The organism is Desulfosporosinus sp. OT (genome assembly GCF_000224515.1).
Taxonomy (GTDB): Bacteria; Bacillota; Desulfitobacteriia; order Desulfitobacteriales; family Desulfitobacteriaceae; genus Desulfosporosinus.
Map to the genome: position 1 here is coordinate 1 of NZ_AGAF01000142.1, position 19,209 is coordinate 19,209.

Consider the following 19,209-nt stretch of genomic DNA (forward strand, 5'->3'; position numbering starts at 1 on the left):
GAAATTGAATCCATCCCTAATTTATTGCATAAATCATTGGCAGCATGAATTGCGTCATAATCATGGATACCACAGTCGGAACCAAAGCACCATACTGCTTCATACTCAGGACCAGCGCCTTCGCCGCCTTCCCATTTGTTATGGCGACCACAAGCGATTGGACAGCGATAGCAGGCATCTTTCTTGATCAAATGGTTTGCGGTCATAGTTTCACCGCTGATCTCATCTGCATCAGGATCATATGCTTCCTGGAAGTTCTTGACCGGATATATGCCGCTTTCATTAATAATATTAACCAGAATTGCTGTACCGTAACCTGGAAGTCCTTGACCTGTTACACCATTTTCCTTGATTTTACCTAAAGCAGCGCTTAAGACCTTTTTCATTTCATCCGGATTGGCGTTTTCGACTTTTCCTGTGCCACGAACAATGATCGCTTTTAGATTCTTTGATCCCATAACGGCACCAACTCCACTACGCCCAGCAGCTCGATAAAGGTCATTCATGACAGCTGCCATCAGTGAGAGATTTTCACCTGCCGGACCAATGGTTAAGACTTTAGCTTTATCATCCCCAAACTCAAGTTTTAAGGCCTCAGTAGTAGCATAAACATCCTTACCCCAAACGTTGGCCGCGTCTTTAATTTCGACCTGGTCGTCATTAATAGCAATATACACAGGTTTAGCTGCTTTGCCTTCTAAGATGACCATATCATAACCTGCAAACTTAAGCTGTGCTCCCCAATATCCCCCGGAATTTGAGGAAGAGGTAGCTCCATTTAGAGGTGATTTTGTCACAACCATAAATCGACCTGACGTTGGAGCATTTGTTCCCGTAAGCGCTCCTGTAGCAATATACATTTTGTTTTCTGGAGAAAGTGCATCGACATCTGCTGCTACCTCATCAAAAAACATTTTACCCGCAAGCCCACGCCCGCTTAAATATTTCTTTGCAAGCTCCATGTTTAAAGGCTCAGTACTTATTTTACCTTCTGTAAGATTGATACGTAATACTTTTCCGGTATATCCGCCCATGAATCTTCCTCCTAGTTTCTATTTTATTCCGATCAAAGCCTTCCGGGACTTAAACTCAGTCCCGCTCTCCCTAAAGCGGTCTTGTTTAGTTAAATAGCAATTATCGTGCCAATTATTTAAAATCTAAAACAAAATTGAATTGCTCAATTTGTCTGAAATTACCAAATTAAAACAAATTAAAACAAATTAAAACAAACAACACAATGGACTTTAGATCGAACAGTTTAACTATTCAACTTGACTTCTGTTCCACATTTGAGCGTTTTGTCTTTTAAATATGTCCCATTATGAAACACTTTCCAACCAATTAATTTTTGCCGACGGTTGTTTGATTGAAACAGGTATGATATTCTTGTCAATAATAGGACAATTATTTTCTATGCTTAGAGAGGAGAGGAGAAGAGTTATATGAGCAACCATTGGAAGCGTTTTATAAATGGAGAAAGCGTCGAATCAGAAGTAACTCCTACTATCTATCGCTCCTGGCAAAGAAGTCTTGAGTATCAAGTAGACCATACGCTAGTTTCTAATCGGGACATTCTGTCAACTCCTCTTCTCAGCGAGCGCCGAGATGCTCAAGAATCCCTGATCCGAGCGGGTGAACCTGTTTTGCCTTACATTTTCAGCTTGCTGGGAAGCACCAATTATACCATTTTGTTAGGTGACAATGATGGTTACATCATCGAAGCCATTGGGGATGCCCCCTTTATGAGCAAAGCTCAAAAAGTACATTTAAGCGCTGGTGCCGATTGGCGGGAAGAAGTTCGTGGAACCAATGCCATCGGAACAGCCCTGCGTGACAATGCCCCCATTTCTGTCTTCGGTTGGGAGCACTTTGTCCAAGATAATCACTTTTTAGCATGCTGGGCTGCTCCAATTCAAAACAGCCAGGGTGCTCCGATTGGCGTTTTGGATATTAGCGGCGAAGCCAGTCCAGACCGTCAAAAAATCTTATCTATCGCTATGATGGGCGCAAATATGATTGAGAAAAATTTGCGTCTTTTCGAGTTAGAAAGTCAGTTAAAGTTTTACAAAGAAGGATTTGAGTTAGCCTCTAGACTTTTACGCCAAGGCTTTCTCGCCATTGATCGTGACGGTATCATAACCAACATTAACCCTCTGGGAGCTGCACTGCTTGGACGTAGTCCAGAAAGCATCATTGGTCATCTTGCCACGGACATCTTTAGTTCGCCAAAAGGGTGGATGTTAAGTGGTCAATCTCTCGATCTCCGTATTAAAGATCCGGCAGGAAAAGCAATTTCCTCTCATTTGACACGCGTAGTTAATGATGCCGGCCAGTCACTCGGTGCTGTAGGAACGGTTCAAGTTACTGAGGAAACCCCCTTGACCAGTACCCTCTGGATCGGACACAGCGCGCCCACGCAACGAACTCTTGAACGAGCTTCGAAAGTTGCTGCAACTCACTCTTCAGTACTCATTCACGGTGAGAGTGGAACCGGTAAGGAAATCATTGCTCGAACTATCCATCAACTTAGTCCTCGGTGCAAAGGGCCATTTGTGGCGTTGAACTGTGCTTCATTGTCTTCTACTCTGGTTGAAAGTGAGCTATTTGGTTATGTAGAGGGAGCTTTCACTGGAGCACGCCGTGGTGGCAAACCAGGGAAATTCGAATTAGCCGATAAAGGAACTATTTTTCTAGACGAAATTGGTGACATGCCTTTAAATGTTCAAATTGCGCTCCTGCGAGTAATCCAGGAAAAGGAGGTTTCGCGCGTAGGTGATACCAAGGCCATTAAAGTTGACGTTCGGGTCCTTGCAGCCTCGCACAAAGATCTCTCGGTTCTTGTTGCTTCGGAGAAATTCCGTTTAGATTTATTTTATCGCCTGAAAGTTGTCACCTTGGAATTACCTCCACTGCGTGAACGTACTGAAGATATTCAAGATTTAGTTCCCTATTTTATCCGCAAAGCATGTGCATCTATTGGCATTCCGACATTAGGTATTCAACCAGAGGTTTATGCTCATTTACTAGCCCATCCCTGGCCCGGAAATGTACGAGAACTTGAAAACTGTATTGAAAGCATGGTGGCGTTATCAGATGGCCCCGTTATAACTGTAGCTGACTTGCCTGATGAATTTAGGCAACCCGACACAAAAACCGAACTTGAACCTCAACCCTTACTAGACCAACAGACCAAACATGCAATCCTCTATGCACTCACCCAAACTAAAGGAAAAATTGCACCAGCTGCCAAGCTTCTGGGTATTGGCCGAAACACCCTCTACCGCAAGATTAAAGAACTAGATATAAAGCTATAGCTAGGTAGCTTGGTTACTCATGCCTGGTTTCTTCTCCTGATAATATAAATAAGGTCTAAACGTTAAAAAAGAGCCCTTAGGCTCTTTTTCATATTTATACCCAAAATCTTTCATCAACCATAGTTCATACATGCGACGGAACAGAATGTTCCTAGTGTCGAATGCCCCAACGATGCTTAGCATCAGGCCAGCGCAACCCGAAGGTTTTCGTGTCAAGAGAATAGCAAAGACAAGTGTGTATGGCTAAGACACCGACTTCCTCCCCATAAACTCCAGTAAAGCTTTGATCATATCATCGGGTTTTGGTGGGCAACCCGGGACCTTAATATCTACAGGTAATACTTTTCCTATACCGCCTGCACTAGCATACGCACCTTTAAATACCCCACCATCGATTGCACAATCTCCTACTGCCATGACCCACTTTGGCTTGGCCATCGCTTCATAGGTTTCATGGGCAGCATTCACCAACTGGGTGGAGCCCGGCCCAGTACACATTAATAGATCCGCATGACGAGGGGAAGCCACAAAGTCAATACCGAAATGCTGATGGTCATAAAGGGAATTGCCTAAAGCAGTCATTTCCCAATCACATCCATTGCAGGAACCACAATCAAGGTGCCGAATCTGCAGGGACTTTCTAAAATTCGATGGTAAATCGGACGACTTGTGAGGTATTAGAGAATCTTCATGTTTCTCCGTGAGACTTCCCATTTTCAACTTCCGGAGCAGAATACTCCACATGTGTTATCTCCCCTTTTCGGCTAGCGGTCGCAACAACTATAGCATAATTCAAAACTCTTATTGATTAAAGGAAAATCTGGTACAATATTGCCCGGTACGGTAAGAGGTACGGCAGGCCAGTTAGCATAACTTGCAGATCGAATGCGGCAACGGTAGATTTTACCCTTGTCATCCAACATAAGCCAAATAACATCCGTTCCACGCGGGGACTCAACGCAACCCCAAGCTCCCTGCCATGGTATCAGTTTATTGGAAAAAGTGTTCATTATATAGCTTGAGCGCCCTGCTTCCTGCATCCCTTTACGCAGTAACGTCTCCAGGAACCTGAAACTCTCTCTTGTTTCCTTAACCCGTACCATTAATCTAGCCCAAACATCTCCATTATGTTCGACAACTGATTTCACCATAAGTTCGGGATACAGAAGGTGACTATGAAGTTCGCGCCAATCATAAGCCACACCTGAAGCTCGAGCGGCTGGCCCCGTAACTCCTAGATCAATAGCGCTTTCCGTCTTTAAAACTCCGGTTGTCACAGCCCTCTGCCTGAAGCCGTCATGTTCCAGTAACAGAGGTATCCAATCTTCAAAATCGTTTGCTAGTTCCATCAGGCGGTTCAAAATTTCTTGACTATCCTTTGGCCCTGGAACAGACTTAATTCCCCCCGGAACAACCATCCCCCGTAAAAAGCGATGACCGAAAAATTCTAAATTTAGACGTTGAAGGTTTTCCTTTGATTGTGAGCCGTTGGCATTACCTAAGGCAAAACCAACTCCGGCACACATATTACCTATATCTCCAATATGGTTATATACTCGTTCTAATTCTGCCAGAATCGTTCGCCATAACAAGACCTGGCGAGGAAGTTCGATGTTCGCAAGTTTTTCAATAGCTTCACAATAGGCAAGGCCATGGCTCACGGCACATACTCCACAAACCCGTTCAATTATGAGCAACCCTTCTTCTAAGCTTTTTCCTTCAAGGAGCTTCTCAATTCCTTTATGAGTATAGAAGAGTTGGGCCTCAAGATGCAAAACAGGTTCTCCAATAACATAAAAACGGAAATGCCCAGGCTCAATTATTCCCGCATGAATCGGACCAACTGGAACCTGAAAGATTCCCTCCCCATGCATTTCTGGGAACACTAAAGGACCTCGTTTAAAGGATTTGTATTCTTTTCCTGTTTTGTAATCCTTGCGCAGGGGATGAAAGTTTTTAGGCCACCCCGGGTGCAAAACTAAAGTCCGTGGATCAGGATGTCCAACAGCTCGCAGACCAAAAAGATCTTGGGCTTCTCGTTCTGACCAATTCAGTGCTGGCAAGATTAAGGACAACGAAGGAAACTCATCTTTAATTCCCTTCGCAACTAAAGTGAGTGTAAAATCCTTGTCTGGAAAATGGAGAATCAAGTAAAGACAGAAGTCATTTCCTAATTGGCGTTCATCATTGACAACATGGGTTAACCAAATCGGACGCGGCTTCATTTCTAAACAGTAAGCCAAAATATCGGGAAGATCTTGAGAATCCATTGCCACGATACCCTCTTGATTATCCCATTTAATAATCTCTATACCGGTATAAATCTGTAAGTAATCCCGTAAGCCTAGCATCCTATACTCCTCCCAATATCACTTTGACGACTTGATTTAGGGCCTGATTAAGGCTTTGGGGAATGAACAAGCCTAAGAAGAGAACTACCAAAAGAGGAATCGCTAGGGCCAGTGTACTAACACTCTCTCCCGCTTGATAACGTCCACTTGGTTTACCATAAAACATCTGGAGAAAATGAAATAGAAACCCTGCAAAGATCAGTGTCAGAAATAGAATGGTTAGAAAGCCGAGTATTGGATGATCGGTTTTATACAGACCTGATAAGATGCTTAACTCTGAACGGAACGTTCCAAACGGAGGGGTTCCTGTGATTCCTAATAGTCCTAAAACCATTACAATCCCCGTGAAAGGCCATACTTTAAAGATTCCACGAATCCTAGGAATTTGTCTTGTGCCCGTTTTTTGTACCAAACTTCCAATAATGACAAATAGGTTTGCCTTTGTTAGGGCATGAAGCAGGAGATGTAACGATGCCCCCCAGACTGCTTCCTGAGTTCCGAGACCAAAACCTAAAGCTAAGATTCCCATGTGTTCTACACTTGAATAGGCCAATAATCGTTTTACATCTTTCTGCATTAAGATAAATCCTACCATCAGTGCCAACGATAAAAGACCAAAACCTATCAGTATTTTACCTATGAAATCGGGACCCAACTCCGTGAGACGAGCTATAGTGTACCAACGCAAAATAGCATAAAGCGCACAATTGAGCAAAACTGCGGATAACAGGGCACTAACTGGAGAAGGCGCCTGACTATGAGCATCAGGAAGCCAAGAATGCATGGGGGCGAAACCGACTTTAGTCCCATAACCAACGACCGTAAACAGGACACCTAGGCGGAATAAATTAGGGTCTAACTGTGATGCTATTTTGGGGAGCATACGCCAATCCAAAGCTGTCAAACTTTGACCTAAATGAGGTGCGGCCGCCGCAAAAAGCAACATTGTTCCCAACAAAGCAAAACTAATGCCTACTGTGCATAAAATCACATATTTCCAAGCTGCTTCAACTGCCTTCTTGTTGCGATAGAACCCAACCAAGAGAGTCGTGGCTAAGGTTGTCCCCTCAATCCCTACCCAAAGAACGCCCAGATTAGGTGTGCTAACAACTAGAAGCATCGTTGCGATAAAGATCCATATCCAGAAATAATACCACTTCAAACTGGTTCTGGGAAGTTTCTTCTCATGGACTTCTTTCTCCATATACCCTAGAGAAAAGAGGATTACATAAACAGCAATAATAATAATTACGCTAAGAAGTAAGGCACTCAAGGCATCCCAATATAAAATGCCCGACCCGTACCCATAGGACCCCTGCAATAACGTTTGTCTAATGGTCCAGCCACCACTCAACGTTAACAAAACAAGGGCTAAGCTGTTTAAAAGTTTCAAATAAGTAACCTTTGCCGAAATCAGCATTCCAACCGCCGCGATTACAGCTACTCCAATAAACATCGCATACTATCCTTTCAATGACCTCATGTGATCAACATTCAGCGAATCATAATTTTCCAGCATTTGTTTAGATAAAATCACTATAATAACAATCCCGACAAGGATATCGAACATGCTCCCCATTTCCACTAACAAAGGCATCCCTTGGGTCAGAAAAAATCCAGCGAGGAATATTCCATTGTCAATAAGCAAAATTCCCACTACTTGTACTATAGCGACCTTACGAATCATCATCAGTAGAAGGCCAAAGAAGATTAATGCTATGGCAACGGCTAAGCCGTTACGAAAACCTGCTTGGGGAAGTGCCATTAAGGGTTTCGTCACATCATAGGCGATAATCGTTAAAGCTCCGGCGACAACTAACGATGTAGCGCGCTTTAAATATATTTCACCCACCCATGCGGTCTTTGACTCTCTCAATACACGTCGTAAAAGTATAGGGATGATCCCGGCCTTACCAATTAACAATAACACACCAACGAAGATGACCTCAGGTTCATCGTGGTATACCCCTTGAGCTAAAATAAGGAGCGAAACAGCAATAGTTTGCACTGTCCACCAATTCAAGGCCTTCTGGACCCGGTTACTGTACACAATACTCAATCCACTAGTTAAAAGCACAAGGAGTACTAAGTTGAGCCAATTTTCAGAAATTCCCGCCACTTAAATCTGCCCCCTTATAATCCAGAGTGATACTAAGGCCAATATGGCAGAAGCTGTGCTCGTTGCCAAAAAATGTGGAGCTCGGAAAAGCCGCCTTTTAACAAAAAGACTCTCCGCAGTGGCAAAGAAGAATCCTAAAACAGCAACTTTGACTCCCGCGAAACCCAAAGCCCAGAGTATTCCTAAAAAACCATCACCACCTGTGATCAACCCGCTAGGCCATATAATCTGAGTCAATAAAATAAGCAGCAAGAGTTGTTTGACCTGCTCAGAAAAATTCAACAGCGCCAGTGAAGGTCCAGTGTATTCCAGCAACATGCCTTCATGAATCATGGTTAATTCCAAATGAGTATCTGGATTGTCCATTGGGATTCGTCCCATCTCCGCAACGCTAACCATTCCCAAGGTTATTAAGGCTAATATGCGTGGGATGAAAATGGGTGATACGTTCAGCAAGCTGGCCGCCATCCCTTGTAGGGATGTTGTCTCAGTTATAAACGCTAAGACGATTAGCCCTAAAAGCAAAGCAGGCTCAGTCATTAATCCCACAAAAAGCTCTCTACTCGATCCCATCCCCCCGAACGTTCCTGCTCCTTCTAACCCCGCAAGTGTCAAAAACAAGCGTACAAGACCAAGACTTGCCCCGAATAAAAACAGATCCCCCCATCCGCTTAATGGCGCCCAGCCCCAAGCATTGGGAATAACGAGTGCGGCCATTAATGTGGCAGCAAAAGCAACTCGAGGCGTCAAAAGAAAGATCCAGGAGGCATGTTCCGAGATTAATTCCTCCTTCTTCATCATTTTCCTTAAGTCACGGTATGGTTGAAGGATTGAAGGACCCTGTCGCATTTGCCAAAACGCTTTACTTTTTTTAATAAAACCTTGAAGAAGTGGTGCGACAACTAAAATCAAGGCTAAATGTCCAAGTCCCATCAACAGACGGGTTAAAACAGCATATAGTTCGTCCATCTCTTCTCCTCCTAACGTCCTATAATTAAAACGACGATGACCGTGATCAATAGGTAGCCTAAATAAAGATGAATGCTCCCCTCTTGCAGTTTACGGATTTGGGTTGCCAACCAAACTAGTCCACGTATTAAAGGTCGATATAAGAAATCCTCAAAAACTTCCTTAATTCTCCCTTCGTACCTCAAAGAACGCAGACTGTAACGGGTTCCACCGAAATCACCCTCCACATGCCGTCGCGAACCTAACACTTTAGCAAAAAGGACTCGAATGGGATTTGTTAATCCTCCAGCAGTATATTGCATACTTGGAGTCAATGGAGCACCACAATTCCAAGTTGCCGTAACTCTACGAAGGCCTCGTTTACTAAGGAGAACTACGATCACCGTCAGAAAAATTAGCAGGACTAGATAGCTTGAGGACAGGTTAAGCGGTGTCCCAAGGGCTAACCGTATGCGTTCAACATCACTGGTTCTCAAAACCGAAAGCGGCAAGTTCAACAAGGCTAAGGTAGCTGAAGGCCAAAGCACACTTAAAACCGCTAACCCGCAAATTAATAATGGAGCAAGGACCTGAACAAAGTGTGCTTCTGTAGCCCTTTCTGTCACTGAGGAACGGGCTTGTCCAAGGAAAGAGACTCCAAACCATTTCACAAACGTGGCAATAGATAATCCTCCAACCAAGGCCAGAACACCAATAGCTAATGGCAAGACAACTTTACTCCAGCCATTTGTAAGGTTCAGGGTATTCGTCCACAAGGATTGGAAAAGGATCAATTCTCCCCAGAACCCACCGAGCGGGGGTAACGCTGTGATACCTAATATTCCTATAAGGGCTCCAAGAGCTGTTTTGGGCATCCGCTTGAGCAACCCACCTAAACGCTCCAAGTTCCGAGTATGCGTTGCCTGAATGATATTTCCGGCTTCCATAAAAAGTAACGACTTTAAAAGCATATGTTGCAAAGTATGCCAAAAGAAAGCGACAAGGGCTAAATCCATGGCCCAATCATTATTCCAGGATCTTGCCAGAAAAGCGCTTCCTAATGCAATTCCCAGAATACCTACATTTTCTATCGTGGAAAAAGCAAGTAATTTCTTAAGATCTGACTGAACTGAGGCAGAGAGTATCCCTACGAAGGCAGATAGTGCTCCGACCAGCAAAAATAGCCATCCCCACCAGACAGGTCCAGGTCCTAGCGTTAACCAGACTAATCTTAAAAAGAGATAGAGAGCAACTTTAACCATGACTCCTGACATTAGTGAAGATACAGGACTTGGTGCAGCCGAATGGGCATGAGGTAACCAAATATGAAAGGGAACAAAACCTGCTTTTGTACCTAAACCAATGAAGAACGCAAGAAAAACTAAATTAAGTTGGATTGTGGTAAGTGTGGGAGCCCCACTCGCCCATACCTCAAAAGCAAAACTGCCAGTCTTCGTATATAAAAACAAGGTCGCGGCAGTAAGGAAGACCGTTGCAACATGAGTCATTACCAGATATATGTAAGCAGACCTTCGGTTTTGATGATCTTCGTTTTCATACAGAACTAAAAAGAATGAGAAAAGGGACATCATTTCCCATGTCAGCAAAAAGGAAAAGCCGTCATCCGCAAGCAATACGCCAAACATGCTACCAAGAAACAAAAACCAATTTACATAAAAAGGCCAAAGACTTTTCTTCTTTTCTTCATATTCCTTTAAGTATCCTAGTGCGTATAGGGATGAGAAACCTTGACCCAAGAGCAGAATGAAAAGGAAGAACATCGTCAGTCCATCTACTTTCCAAGAGAGCCAACGCTCCGCTCCTTCTCCTGTAAAGAACTTCAATCCTGTTTGAACCCAATCCCCACTTCGGGACGTCACAAAACCCCAGACCAGTCCTGCTCCAGCCAATACGATACATAAGCTCATTAATAATTGACGAACGGATTGGCTCTCCTTATTTGCCATTAATGCTTACCCCCTGATTACCTATTATGAATTAATGTCATCTAGTCCTTCCATCCACTCAAATAAACGAACGGATGGCCATTTAATCATAAGCAATAACACCCTAAATATCAAATAGCAAGAAGCCTCTTTTTGTTCACTAATCAGCAAATATCGCCATAATTCAGAGTATTTCTACCAGAAATCCATGTCGTTGCAATTTCTATATAAAATACAATATACATTTTTGTTACCATAAAAAAATGATATTACTAAATAATTAACGTATATATCACCAAGGTTATCACCTGTAAGTATTACAGAACCGCCTCTGCGGACAAGATATTGTAATAAACACAGTCTTCAATACCATGTATCCACTCATAAATTCCCTCTTCTATAAAAATTATTGATAAAAACTTTGATAATATGTTTCTTTACTTTAACTTTATTTGATTTGTTTTTCCTAATTGAACACGAAGTCAGTGACTAGTTTCCTTCAGATTTAAGTAAGTACTTTCCTGACAATCACTCAGGTAATAAGCACTATTTCCAAGAACATCCAACAGACATGCTGAATAGAATACATTAAGAACCCGCCCAATCTTATAATTATCAAAAGCGAAGGGGTGAAGTAAATGATTATAGCATCATTGGTAGTTATTATTATTTTATTGTTAATCATCGTTTGGGAACTATGGGAATTACTCCAGAAACCCGTTCACCCACCTATCCCACCACCAAAGCCACCAAGACCATGCCTGTAGTAGCCTTTGACGGTTTTAGCCTAGGTAATTTACCTAGGCTAAAATAATTCCTGAACAAAATATTTTAAGAATATGATAGTTATACTTATTCACTGCACCTAATGCAAGATGGAACAACTTTCATTAGGCGTTATCATACCATATATTGGTATAGGAGATCAAAGTACTAACGAAAGGAGTGAAGGTGCAATGCATCTTTTTGATCATATACGCTGCTACCCTTATCCGATATATGTTTACTATTATCCTATCTCTCCATGTTATTGTCTCTACTATCGCCAACAGAAAGAGGTAATCCACGAACAGCAACAGGTTCCAATGTACAATGGTCACGAACACGGAAAAGGCTAAACTACTCGACGTCTCTGAAAAAGAGGCGTCTTTATTTTTCAAGGATAGCGAAAAAGCCCCCCTCTCAGAATGCTCTTAAAAACACTGAACTAAGTTTGATTTCTAGGCCACTGCAGAACTATCATTACAATTTTACCCAGCACTATGAAACTATACCTTTATCCCCTGCAGCCTGTAACACTGGTCTATTATCACTCATAATCTAACCCCAAGGAAGTGAATGAAATTGTTATTACGTTGTCCCAACTGCCAAAATAAATCGCCTAGAACAAGTATTCCACGCATTAACGATTAGAGTTTTGGCATGATATTTTGTTCAATGAAAAAGAGCCTTTCGGCTCTTAATCTACATATTGTTTCAATAGACATTTTTCACTGCCCATTTTATCACAGTATTTGAAAATTTTTCTGCCAACAATAACTTCGACGTAACATTCACTACACTTATATACAGTTTTTAAAATAATATCCTTATCCTTTTCGTCTCTGATCTCTTTCCAAACTTCAATTAGGACGTCTTTATCTAATAGTTCGCAATGCATCTTTATCCCTCCCTTCTACCTCATCACTTCGGTAAAAGGAAAGACTTTCCTGCATTTTAAATTGTGTCATCCTGGCATATCCTGTCGAATCATCTAATCTTCTATTGCAATCGAGCTAAATTATAACACACTAATTCGGTCCCTCATGAGATTTGTATCTATGTAATGTTTCTCATCCTTATTTATCTTGGATTCTTGGACGCAATATTCTGAGCTACTTTTGCAATGCTTTCAAAAGCAATTCGAATTCTTTAACAACAACCAGAAATTCTTTCGGCAATTTCCTTTGATAGGCTATCATCTATAAAGGTGGTAGCGGGGTCACAGGAAGGGCTTTCAACATCGGAAACAGTGGAAAGTTTTATTAAATAATAGCACTCTTCCCGTAACATATGATCTGGTATTAATGGGTCAATGATTAGACGGTTTTGTTCACGTAGTCCACTAGAAGACCAAAGTTCTGTAAGACAACTATAAGAAGAAAAAAACCTTCCTTGACAGAGAACAGTTCATCGCTGTCATGGAGTTTTTCGTGTGTGAAGATTTCTTTAAGAAATTCATAAGAAATTCACAACTCATTCACAGCAAAATCGTATTGATTTTTTATAATTTGAGACATAAAACAAGGTTGGAGTTAAACATATTCTAAAGTTAATCTTAGGGAGGAATCATGATGAACAAGAAAAATTGGATTGTAGGGCTCTCTATAGCTAGCGTGATTGCGCTTTCAGGTACAGTAATCGCCATGAACACTGGGGCAGTTGTCACCCAATCAGTCGGACAAACTCCTGGTATATCACTCGCCGTTTATAAAACTTCCAATCCAGAAACAACAGCTACTACGAACGGAAATAGCACAGCTAATAATAGTCCGACAACGAATATACAATCTGCAAATACATCCCCGTCTTCAGCCGACAATAATTCAAGTGACGTCACTACTCCAGGTTCTTATGGATATGGTGGAGGCTATGGCATGATGGGCGGCTATGGTGCTAATGGATACGGCGGAGGTTACGGTATGATGGGCAGTTACGGTGCTAACGGATACAGCGGAGGCTACGGTATGATGGGTGGCTATGGTGCTAATGGATACAGCGGAGGTTACGGTATGATGGGCGGCTATGGTGCTAATGGATACAGCGGAGGTTACGGTATGATGGGCGGCTATGGCTACGGCAATAGCAGTAGTTATAACCAAAATATTAAAGATGATAATAGTGCGGCAAAGGATATGGAGGCCTCCTTAACCAACGCCACAATCGACAAAAGTGCGAATACGATAACCTACACCGGCACAGATGTAAACATTGTTATGTATGGCGGGCCAGAAGAAGCTGATGGTAAATTCGTTATCGGCGGCTTAATAAACCCAACCTTAAAAATCCCTCAAGGAGCTAAAGTAACTATGGAGCTAATCAATGAGGATACCGGAATGCCTCATGGAGTCGAGTTAACAACCGCTCCCCCTCCATATTATTATATGGCGATGATGCAGGGAGGGGTTTACCCGGGCAGCTTTCTCCCAACAATTCCTGAAGCTTCAACTAATCAATATCCGTCTGCCCAGGTTTCGTTTACGACAAGTGATAGTGGTCAATTTTACTATATATGCCAATACCCAGGTCATGCTGCAAAAGGTATGTACGGGAAAATTATTATCGGTTAAAGAAAACTTTCTCTATCCCTTTTACTTTTAACACTTATGTTTGCTACAAATACTCTGGCAGCCTCAAGTGGACTATAACAAGACGCTGGACCTTACCATGTGATTATGCAGACCAGCCAGTAAACCTTATGGCCAATCAAGCAGCAACTTTCACTGTTATCATTAAAGACAAAGCTACCGGTAAACCGGTTACTGGGGCGGAAGTAATGATGAGCCCGGCAACGATGAGCAATAGAGGCAACATGGATAGCTCTGATAATAGCAACAGTATGGTCGGCATGGATATGTCCTCCAGCATAGATAAACAAGGTGCATCAGCTATGCTGGAACAATCTTCAATGGGTTCAATGGCTATGGATCCTGGCACATATATGATGGAAGGTATGTTTAACCAACCTGGACAATGGAATTATAGACTTAAGCGCGCTCGCGAAATCGAGTGCGCAAATCGGTTACAGATCATCATGTCAAATAATTTAAATAAAATTGCTGTTTTAGGGGATTATATGTATATCTCCTAATTTTTCAGGAGGACGTGCCATGCATGACACAAAGAAAAGCCAAATATTAAAAACCGTTATTATTGTAGCCTTGCTCGCCGCATGTTTAATTGGGGCCGGGGCCTATGGATTCTTTTACAATAATAATGGTGGTTCAACACCCCTTTCATCGACATCCAGCAACAGTGACTATACCAATGCTAAGAACCGTGTTGATACTCTTACGCAACAACTGAAATCAAGCCCCAATGATATCGGTTTGCAGCAGGATTTGGGAGATGCTTATTATGATTTAGGAACCGCAGCCCGAAAAAATGCTCCGAACGAAGCTAAAGAGGATTATAGTCAGGCAGTAAAAAATTATCAAGTTGTTCTCAAGAATAAACAAGACCTCAATGTCATAACGGATATGGCAACAGCTGCCTATTATAGCGACCAATTTGATATAGCGGAACAAAGTTACCAAAAGGCCTTAAGTATAAATCCAAATTTCACCCCCGCTTTGAATAATTATGGCGTATTTCTGTATGAGTATAAAAAGGACAACGCTTTAGCCATCCGGATGTGGCAAACTGCCCTGAACCAAGATCCCAATGGACCCAACTCTGCTCAACTTAAGGACCTGATTAAACAAGCTCAGAATCAATAAAATCTATTTGTAAGTCATCAACATTGAGAACCGAAGGCTTAAACCTATAATTTCTAAAAAACATAAAAAAGGGAACTAAGTGCAATACTTCAGTTCCCTTTTGCGTATTCTGTGATCTTATTTACCTTCCCATTCTTCCCTTAGAACCCATCATTGTTCTGACTCTAATCGCATGTTTCTGTTTATAAGTAATTATATATTAGGCCTTTTGGGTAATATTGATGAAAACATAGATATTGAATTGTAAAGGGTAGGAATATCTTGAAATGGAAAATGGTTTAAAGATTAATGATCAAAACAAAATGGGCTACCTTCAAATGAAGACAACCTCGCTCGCCCATTGTCGGATTTCATGATGATGGTTATACCTCCATCTGTTTCATTTATAGTCTCCTGGTTAGGTGCATTGGAATTAACATTGTCAGATTTCGTAATAATGGATATACCTTCATCTGTTTCATTCGCTTGCAGCTCACCTACGGCAGGTGTCGTCGAACCTTCAGAAGTATTTGTTTGCTCAGTTAAAATTTCTCCCGATGCCTTCTTGGTTTCAGCGCTCTTCCTCTGGTCTTCTGATATTACTTTAGATACGGGAATCGTTGTATTTTTAGCGCAAGCCACAGAGCCGAAAATGCTTAACGCCAAGGTAACACTAATTAGGAAAATCCATTTCTTCATAGTCCACCCCCTCTTCTAAAACTATAGCATTATCTTCAAGTTGGTTAGCTGGTTGGTTGATCCGGTAAATATAATATAATCTTAAGTTTTAAATTTCTAATGGATCAAATGTAAACGATTTGTAAAAGTTTCATTTTTTCGTTCCCTGTAATCTGAAACAGGAAGAGTGAATATAACCGAAGTACCCTTTCCTTCTGTACTTTCAGCCCATATGCTACCTCCATTCAATTCAACCAAATTCTTTGCAATCGATAATCCCAGCCCCGTACTTTTACCTTCGTTGTTCCGAGCTCTGTCTGAGCGATAAAACTTTTCAAAAATGTGAGGCAAATCTTCCTCAGCTATACCAATACCGTTATCACAAACAACTAATCGAACATTATAGATATCGTGTTCCGATTCAACAGAAATTTGACCCTCTTCCGTTGAATATTTGATAGCATTGCTAATGATATTAATCAACACTTGTTTTAAAGCAGATGGATCAGCTGTAACATAAAGCTGTGAGGTGACTTGATTTATCATTGATAGTTGCTTGTTTATAGCTAGATTGCTAAACTCAATCAAAACACCTTCAACCAGAGTGAATAAATGTAATCGTTCCTTATGCAGTTCTATTCCGCCGGACTGAAGCTTTGCCAAATCTAGAAAATCAGAAGTTAAACAAATCAGACGATTTGTTTCTTCCTGAATCAGAAGCATATACTCACGATGATTTTCAGGTTCAATTATTCCGTCGATAATTCCCTGAACAAATCCATTAATCGAGGTCAATGGCGTTCTGAGTTCATGGGAAACATCGGCAATTAACTCTCGTCTCATTTCTTCTGTTTTTTCTATCTTATCTTTCATATCCTTAAATGACTTGGAAAGCCTTCCAATTTCATCTTTGGATTCAGTTACCATGTGATCGACCATTTCGCCGGCTGCAATTTTTCGAGCTGTCGCATCCATTTCTTTGATTGGATTAGAGATTCTCCTGGAGTTTAAATAGATAAAAGGTATACTAACGATGATCATGGCAACGGCAACGCTCCAGATAATCAGATTCATATGGGCAATATTGTGATTGATGTTGCTGATGGGGCAGAGAAGGAGGATCGCCCCTTCTATTTTTTTGTTGATAGAAGGAATAAAATCGTTGCGCATCGTCCGAACTCTAGGCAGGGATTTGGAGAGGTCTTCCTTTGTAAATCCCTGCTGAATATCGCTACTACAGGTAATACCTACGCTCATGTCATGCCGGAAGTAAAGGTAGCAGCGGGCATAAACATAAACGGTCTACTAAAAAAGAATAAAAAAGTATCCTCCCAAAAAGAGAGGATACTAAGCGAAAAGCTAACTACAAAACGGTTGCATTATTTCACGGTTTTGCCTTATTTCAGTAAGGCTGAAACCCGCATGAATACTGGTCGGAGCGACACGATTTGAACGTGCGACCTCTACCACCCCAAGGTAGCGTGTTTCTCTTTTCGCAACTTTTATGAACCTCTATAAAACACCAATTTTTAATACCCTTAATCCAATGGAAATTTGTTTCGATAATTCAACTTTTAAAGTATATTTTAAAAGCTTAAAATATAGGAAAAACAAGTGGTAGGTATTTTGGTAGGTATCGATCAGAACTAATCCTCGTGATTTTTGCCTTCCTCTAGACCGATATTATAAGCACTTTCTAAACCGAAGCCTTCGATTAAATATATTAGTTTCTCGTAATTTAAAAATAATGCGCAATCAAGACCAAGGTGTTCCATTATTTTGCGCCCTAATTTTCTGATCTCTAATTCATACTCTTTTTGCTTCGGGCTATTATTGATATCATCGTAAACTCGATTAAAAATTCTTTCTGCTTCATTTTCAGACCTATCGTTCATTAAATCTTCCCTTTCCCACTTGCCGAAGAAGGGTAAAATTGGATATAATCAAGGTGCAAAATCATTCTTCTGTGGAAGTGTGTTTTTTTGTGAAGGAAGTTCGCGAACTCTGGGCAGGGTCGAGCGGGCTTCCTTATTTCTTATCCTCTTCGTTTTACTGGTTTCTTTTCAATGGCTGACTTTTGCCGCTCGGGCTTTTTGATTTGCTCAACCGCCATCCCATCTTCCCCGGCCAAAACTAAAAACTTTTCGCCATTGAGTTGAAATATCTCCCCTGGATTTAACCCCGACTCATCCAGGCCGGCCACCATACTGATCTTTCTTCGTTGCCACGTTTGGCCCTCATCATCACTGACCTTAACCTCGGTTTTGGCATCTTCGGGATTAGAGAATTCATTATCGAACGTTTCTTCCTTTGGTTTTAGATTTGTTCCCATTATTACCCCTCCAGCAGAACATTTGTTTGCCCATCCATAATAGCTATGATAGGACTCTATTCAGATTTTGGCAAGGAGTAATTTGTCGATAACTAATTAATTATTTCAATAGATCTTTCACGCCGACACCTAACGCATTCGCAATCATGGCCACTGTTTTTACCTTAGGTCGCTGATCTCCCTCCTCAATAGCCGAGATATATCCCTTACTTAACCTGGCCGCTTTGGCTAGGTCATTTTGTGTCCATCCCCTCTCCTTGCGAAGCTGCACAATCCTTTTGCCTATCATTCTGTCATTCCCTTGATGCTACCTATAAGTCTATACTTAAAGCCATGTCGAATTCAGTCATAAAAACTCCCGTAAAAAGTACATAGTTTACGATAAATATATTAATAAATCGACAAACAATTGATATGTTATCGCATATATTAGTGGTTACCGTCTACTTTTCAGAGGAAATGTTCCCTGATTGCCGAAAGTAGACTTCGGTGATGAGAGTGTATCAGAGCAAAAATAGACTTGAAGACGTAATGCACAAAAGAGGCATGACACAAAGGGAACTGTCTCAATTAACTGGCATCCCTCAATGCGACATAAGCAAAATAATTAATGATAGAAAAGCCATCTATCTTACTACCGCTCAAAAGATCGCAAAAGCCCTTGGAAGTAAGGTAGATTACATATGGCCTTATTATTGAGATAAAAGAAGGGTTTTTTAAATGCTATATGGAATAAATTGCCTTGTGGTGATAATATGAATCGTTTACGCGAAGCAATGAAAGAGAGAGGAATAACCCAGAAAGAGCTTCAAGAACTGACTGGTATCCGTCAAAATGTAATAAGCCGAATCATAAATGAAAAAGTGAAAACAAGTATTTCCCTTGAAACAGCTAGGAAGTTCTCAAAAGCCTTAAATAAGCCCATCGAATATCTCTTCCCTGAATAATCAGGGAATTTTTTTATATGGAAATAGTCCTTGTGAGTAATATTATACCTTGCAAGGCATATATCTTTAACAGGTAATTTGTGACACAAGCAAACCACATACAGACCCCACTTGAGA

The 19,209-nt window shown here is 41.4% G+C and carries 19 protein-coding genes and 1 pseudogene; 6 read left to right on the forward strand and 14 right to left on the reverse strand.

What is annotated here, in order from left to right:
- On the reverse strand, positions 1 to 1,034 hold a 1,034-nt coding region (locus tag DOT_RS12845; protein ID WP_009619264.1), incomplete at its 3' end, for an aldehyde ferredoxin oxidoreductase N-terminal domain-containing protein.
- A 408-nt stretch (positions 1,035 to 1,442) separates the two neighbouring features.
- Between DOT_RS12845 and DOT_RS12850 the strand changes: the two genes are divergently transcribed.
- Entirely contained in the window at positions 1,443 to 3,314 is a 1,872-nt protein-coding gene (locus tag DOT_RS12850) for a sigma-54-dependent Fis family transcriptional regulator (RefSeq protein ID WP_009619266.1), read from the forward strand.
- Between the two features lie 243 nt (positions 3,315 to 3,557).
- Here the strand turns inward: DOT_RS12850 and nuoB are convergent, their stop codons facing one another.
- From nuoB to DOT_RS32700, 8 genes and pseudogenes are all read right to left on the reverse strand, one after another.
- Entirely contained in the window at positions 3,558 to 4,058 is a 501-nt protein-coding gene (gene nuoB, locus DOT_RS12860) for an NADH-quinone oxidoreductase subunit NuoB (RefSeq protein ID WP_009619270.1), read from the reverse strand.
- 20 nt (positions 4,059 to 4,078) lie between these two features.
- Positions 4,079 to 5,665, reverse strand: coding sequence for an NADH-quinone oxidoreductase subunit C (locus tag DOT_RS12865; protein WP_009619272.1), 1,587 nt, complete (start codon positions 5,663 to 5,665; stop codon positions 4,079 to 4,081).
- Between the two features lies 1 nt (position 5,666).
- The gene (locus tag DOT_RS12870) at positions 5,667 to 7,121 is read right to left on the reverse strand and encodes a proton-conducting transporter membrane subunit (RefSeq protein WP_009619274.1); all 1,455 of its coding nucleotides are present in this window, start codon (positions 7,119 to 7,121) and stop codon (positions 5,667 to 5,669) included.
- A 6-nt stretch (positions 7,122 to 7,127) separates the two neighbouring features.
- On the reverse strand, positions 7,128 to 7,784 hold the full coding sequence (locus DOT_RS12875; RefSeq protein ID WP_009619275.1) for a hydrogenase: 657 nt from the start codon (positions 7,782 to 7,784) through the stop codon (positions 7,128 to 7,130).
- A complete protein-coding gene (locus DOT_RS12880) occupies positions 7,785 to 8,753 on the reverse strand; it encodes an NADH-quinone oxidoreductase subunit H (RefSeq protein WP_009619286.1) in 969 nt (322 codons plus the stop codon). It lies immediately after the preceding gene.
- Between the two features lie 11 nt (positions 8,754 to 8,764).
- Entirely contained in the window at positions 8,765 to 10,699 is a 1,935-nt protein-coding gene (locus tag DOT_RS12885) for a proton-conducting transporter membrane subunit (protein ID WP_009619291.1), read from the reverse strand.
- A gap of 1,438 nt (positions 10,700 to 12,137) precedes the next feature.
- On the reverse strand, positions 12,138 to 12,338 hold the full coding sequence (locus DOT_RS12895; protein ID WP_009619295.1) for a hypothetical protein: 201 nt from the start codon (positions 12,336 to 12,338) through the stop codon (positions 12,138 to 12,140).
- 251 nt (positions 12,339 to 12,589) lie between these two features.
- Positions 12,590 to 12,781 (reverse strand): annotated as a pseudogene (locus tag DOT_RS32700) (DUF2935 domain-containing protein); the annotation flags it as partial.
- 230 nt (positions 12,782 to 13,011) lie between these two features.
- Between DOT_RS32700 and DOT_RS12900 the strand changes: the two are divergent.
- The 3 genes from DOT_RS12900 (at position 13,012) to DOT_RS12910 (ending at position 15,156) form a co-directional block, all read left to right on the forward strand.
- Positions 13,012 to 14,007: a plastocyanin/azurin family copper-binding protein gene (locus tag DOT_RS12900; protein WP_139024204.1), complete on the forward strand. Its 996-nt coding sequence runs from the start codon at positions 13,012 to 13,014 to the stop codon at positions 14,005 to 14,007.
- A 128-nt stretch (positions 14,008 to 14,135) separates the two neighbouring features.
- Positions 14,136 to 14,528: a hypothetical protein gene (locus tag DOT_RS12905; RefSeq protein ID WP_009619302.1), complete on the forward strand. Its 393-nt coding sequence runs from the start codon at positions 14,136 to 14,138 to the stop codon at positions 14,526 to 14,528.
- Between the two features lie 19 nt (positions 14,529 to 14,547).
- Entirely contained in the window at positions 14,548 to 15,156 is a 609-nt protein-coding gene (locus tag DOT_RS12910; RefSeq protein WP_009619304.1) for a hypothetical protein, read from the forward strand.
- A gap of 285 nt (positions 15,157 to 15,441) precedes the next feature.
- Here the strand turns inward: DOT_RS12910 and DOT_RS12915 are convergent, their stop codons facing one another.
- Together DOT_RS12915 and DOT_RS12920 are read right to left on the reverse strand one after the other, a co-directional pair.
- Positions 15,442 to 15,834: a hypothetical protein gene (locus tag DOT_RS12915; RefSeq protein WP_009619306.1), complete on the reverse strand. Its 393-nt coding sequence runs from the start codon at positions 15,832 to 15,834 to the stop codon at positions 15,442 to 15,444.
- 96 nt (positions 15,835 to 15,930) lie between these two features.
- A complete protein-coding gene (locus DOT_RS12920) occupies positions 15,931 to 16,887 on the reverse strand; it encodes a HAMP domain-containing sensor histidine kinase (RefSeq protein ID WP_157998452.1) in 957 nt (318 codons plus the stop codon).
- On the opposite strand from DOT_RS12920, the gene DOT_RS30460 reads away from it, so the two are divergent.
- Positions 16,888 to 17,265, forward strand: coding sequence for a hypothetical protein (locus DOT_RS30460; RefSeq protein WP_157998453.1), 378 nt, complete (start codon positions 16,888 to 16,890; stop codon positions 17,263 to 17,265).
- Positions 17,266 to 17,459: 194 nt separating this feature from the next.
- Here the strand turns inward: DOT_RS30460 and DOT_RS12925 are convergent, their stop codons facing one another.
- From DOT_RS12925 to DOT_RS12935, 3 genes are all read right to left on the reverse strand, one after another.
- Complete coding sequence (locus tag DOT_RS12925) at positions 17,460 to 17,708, reverse strand: hypothetical protein (RefSeq protein WP_009619310.1); 249 nt, start codon at positions 17,706 to 17,708, stop codon at positions 17,460 to 17,462.
- Between the two features lie 140 nt (positions 17,709 to 17,848).
- Complete coding sequence (locus tag DOT_RS12930) at positions 17,849 to 18,145, reverse strand: hypothetical protein (RefSeq protein WP_009619312.1); 297 nt, start codon at positions 18,143 to 18,145, stop codon at positions 17,849 to 17,851.
- A 100-nt stretch (positions 18,146 to 18,245) separates the two neighbouring features.
- Positions 18,246 to 18,434, reverse strand: a complete 189-nt coding sequence (locus DOT_RS12935; protein WP_009619314.1) for a helix-turn-helix transcriptional regulator — start codon at positions 18,432 to 18,434, stop codon at positions 18,246 to 18,248.
- A 466-nt stretch (positions 18,435 to 18,900) separates the two neighbouring features.
- Between DOT_RS12935 and DOT_RS12945 the strand changes: the two genes are divergently transcribed.
- Positions 18,901 to 19,092, forward strand: a complete 192-nt coding sequence (locus DOT_RS12945) for a helix-turn-helix transcriptional regulator (protein ID WP_009619316.1) — start codon at positions 18,901 to 18,903, stop codon at positions 19,090 to 19,092.
- Positions 19,093 to 19,209 lie beyond the last annotated feature (117 nt).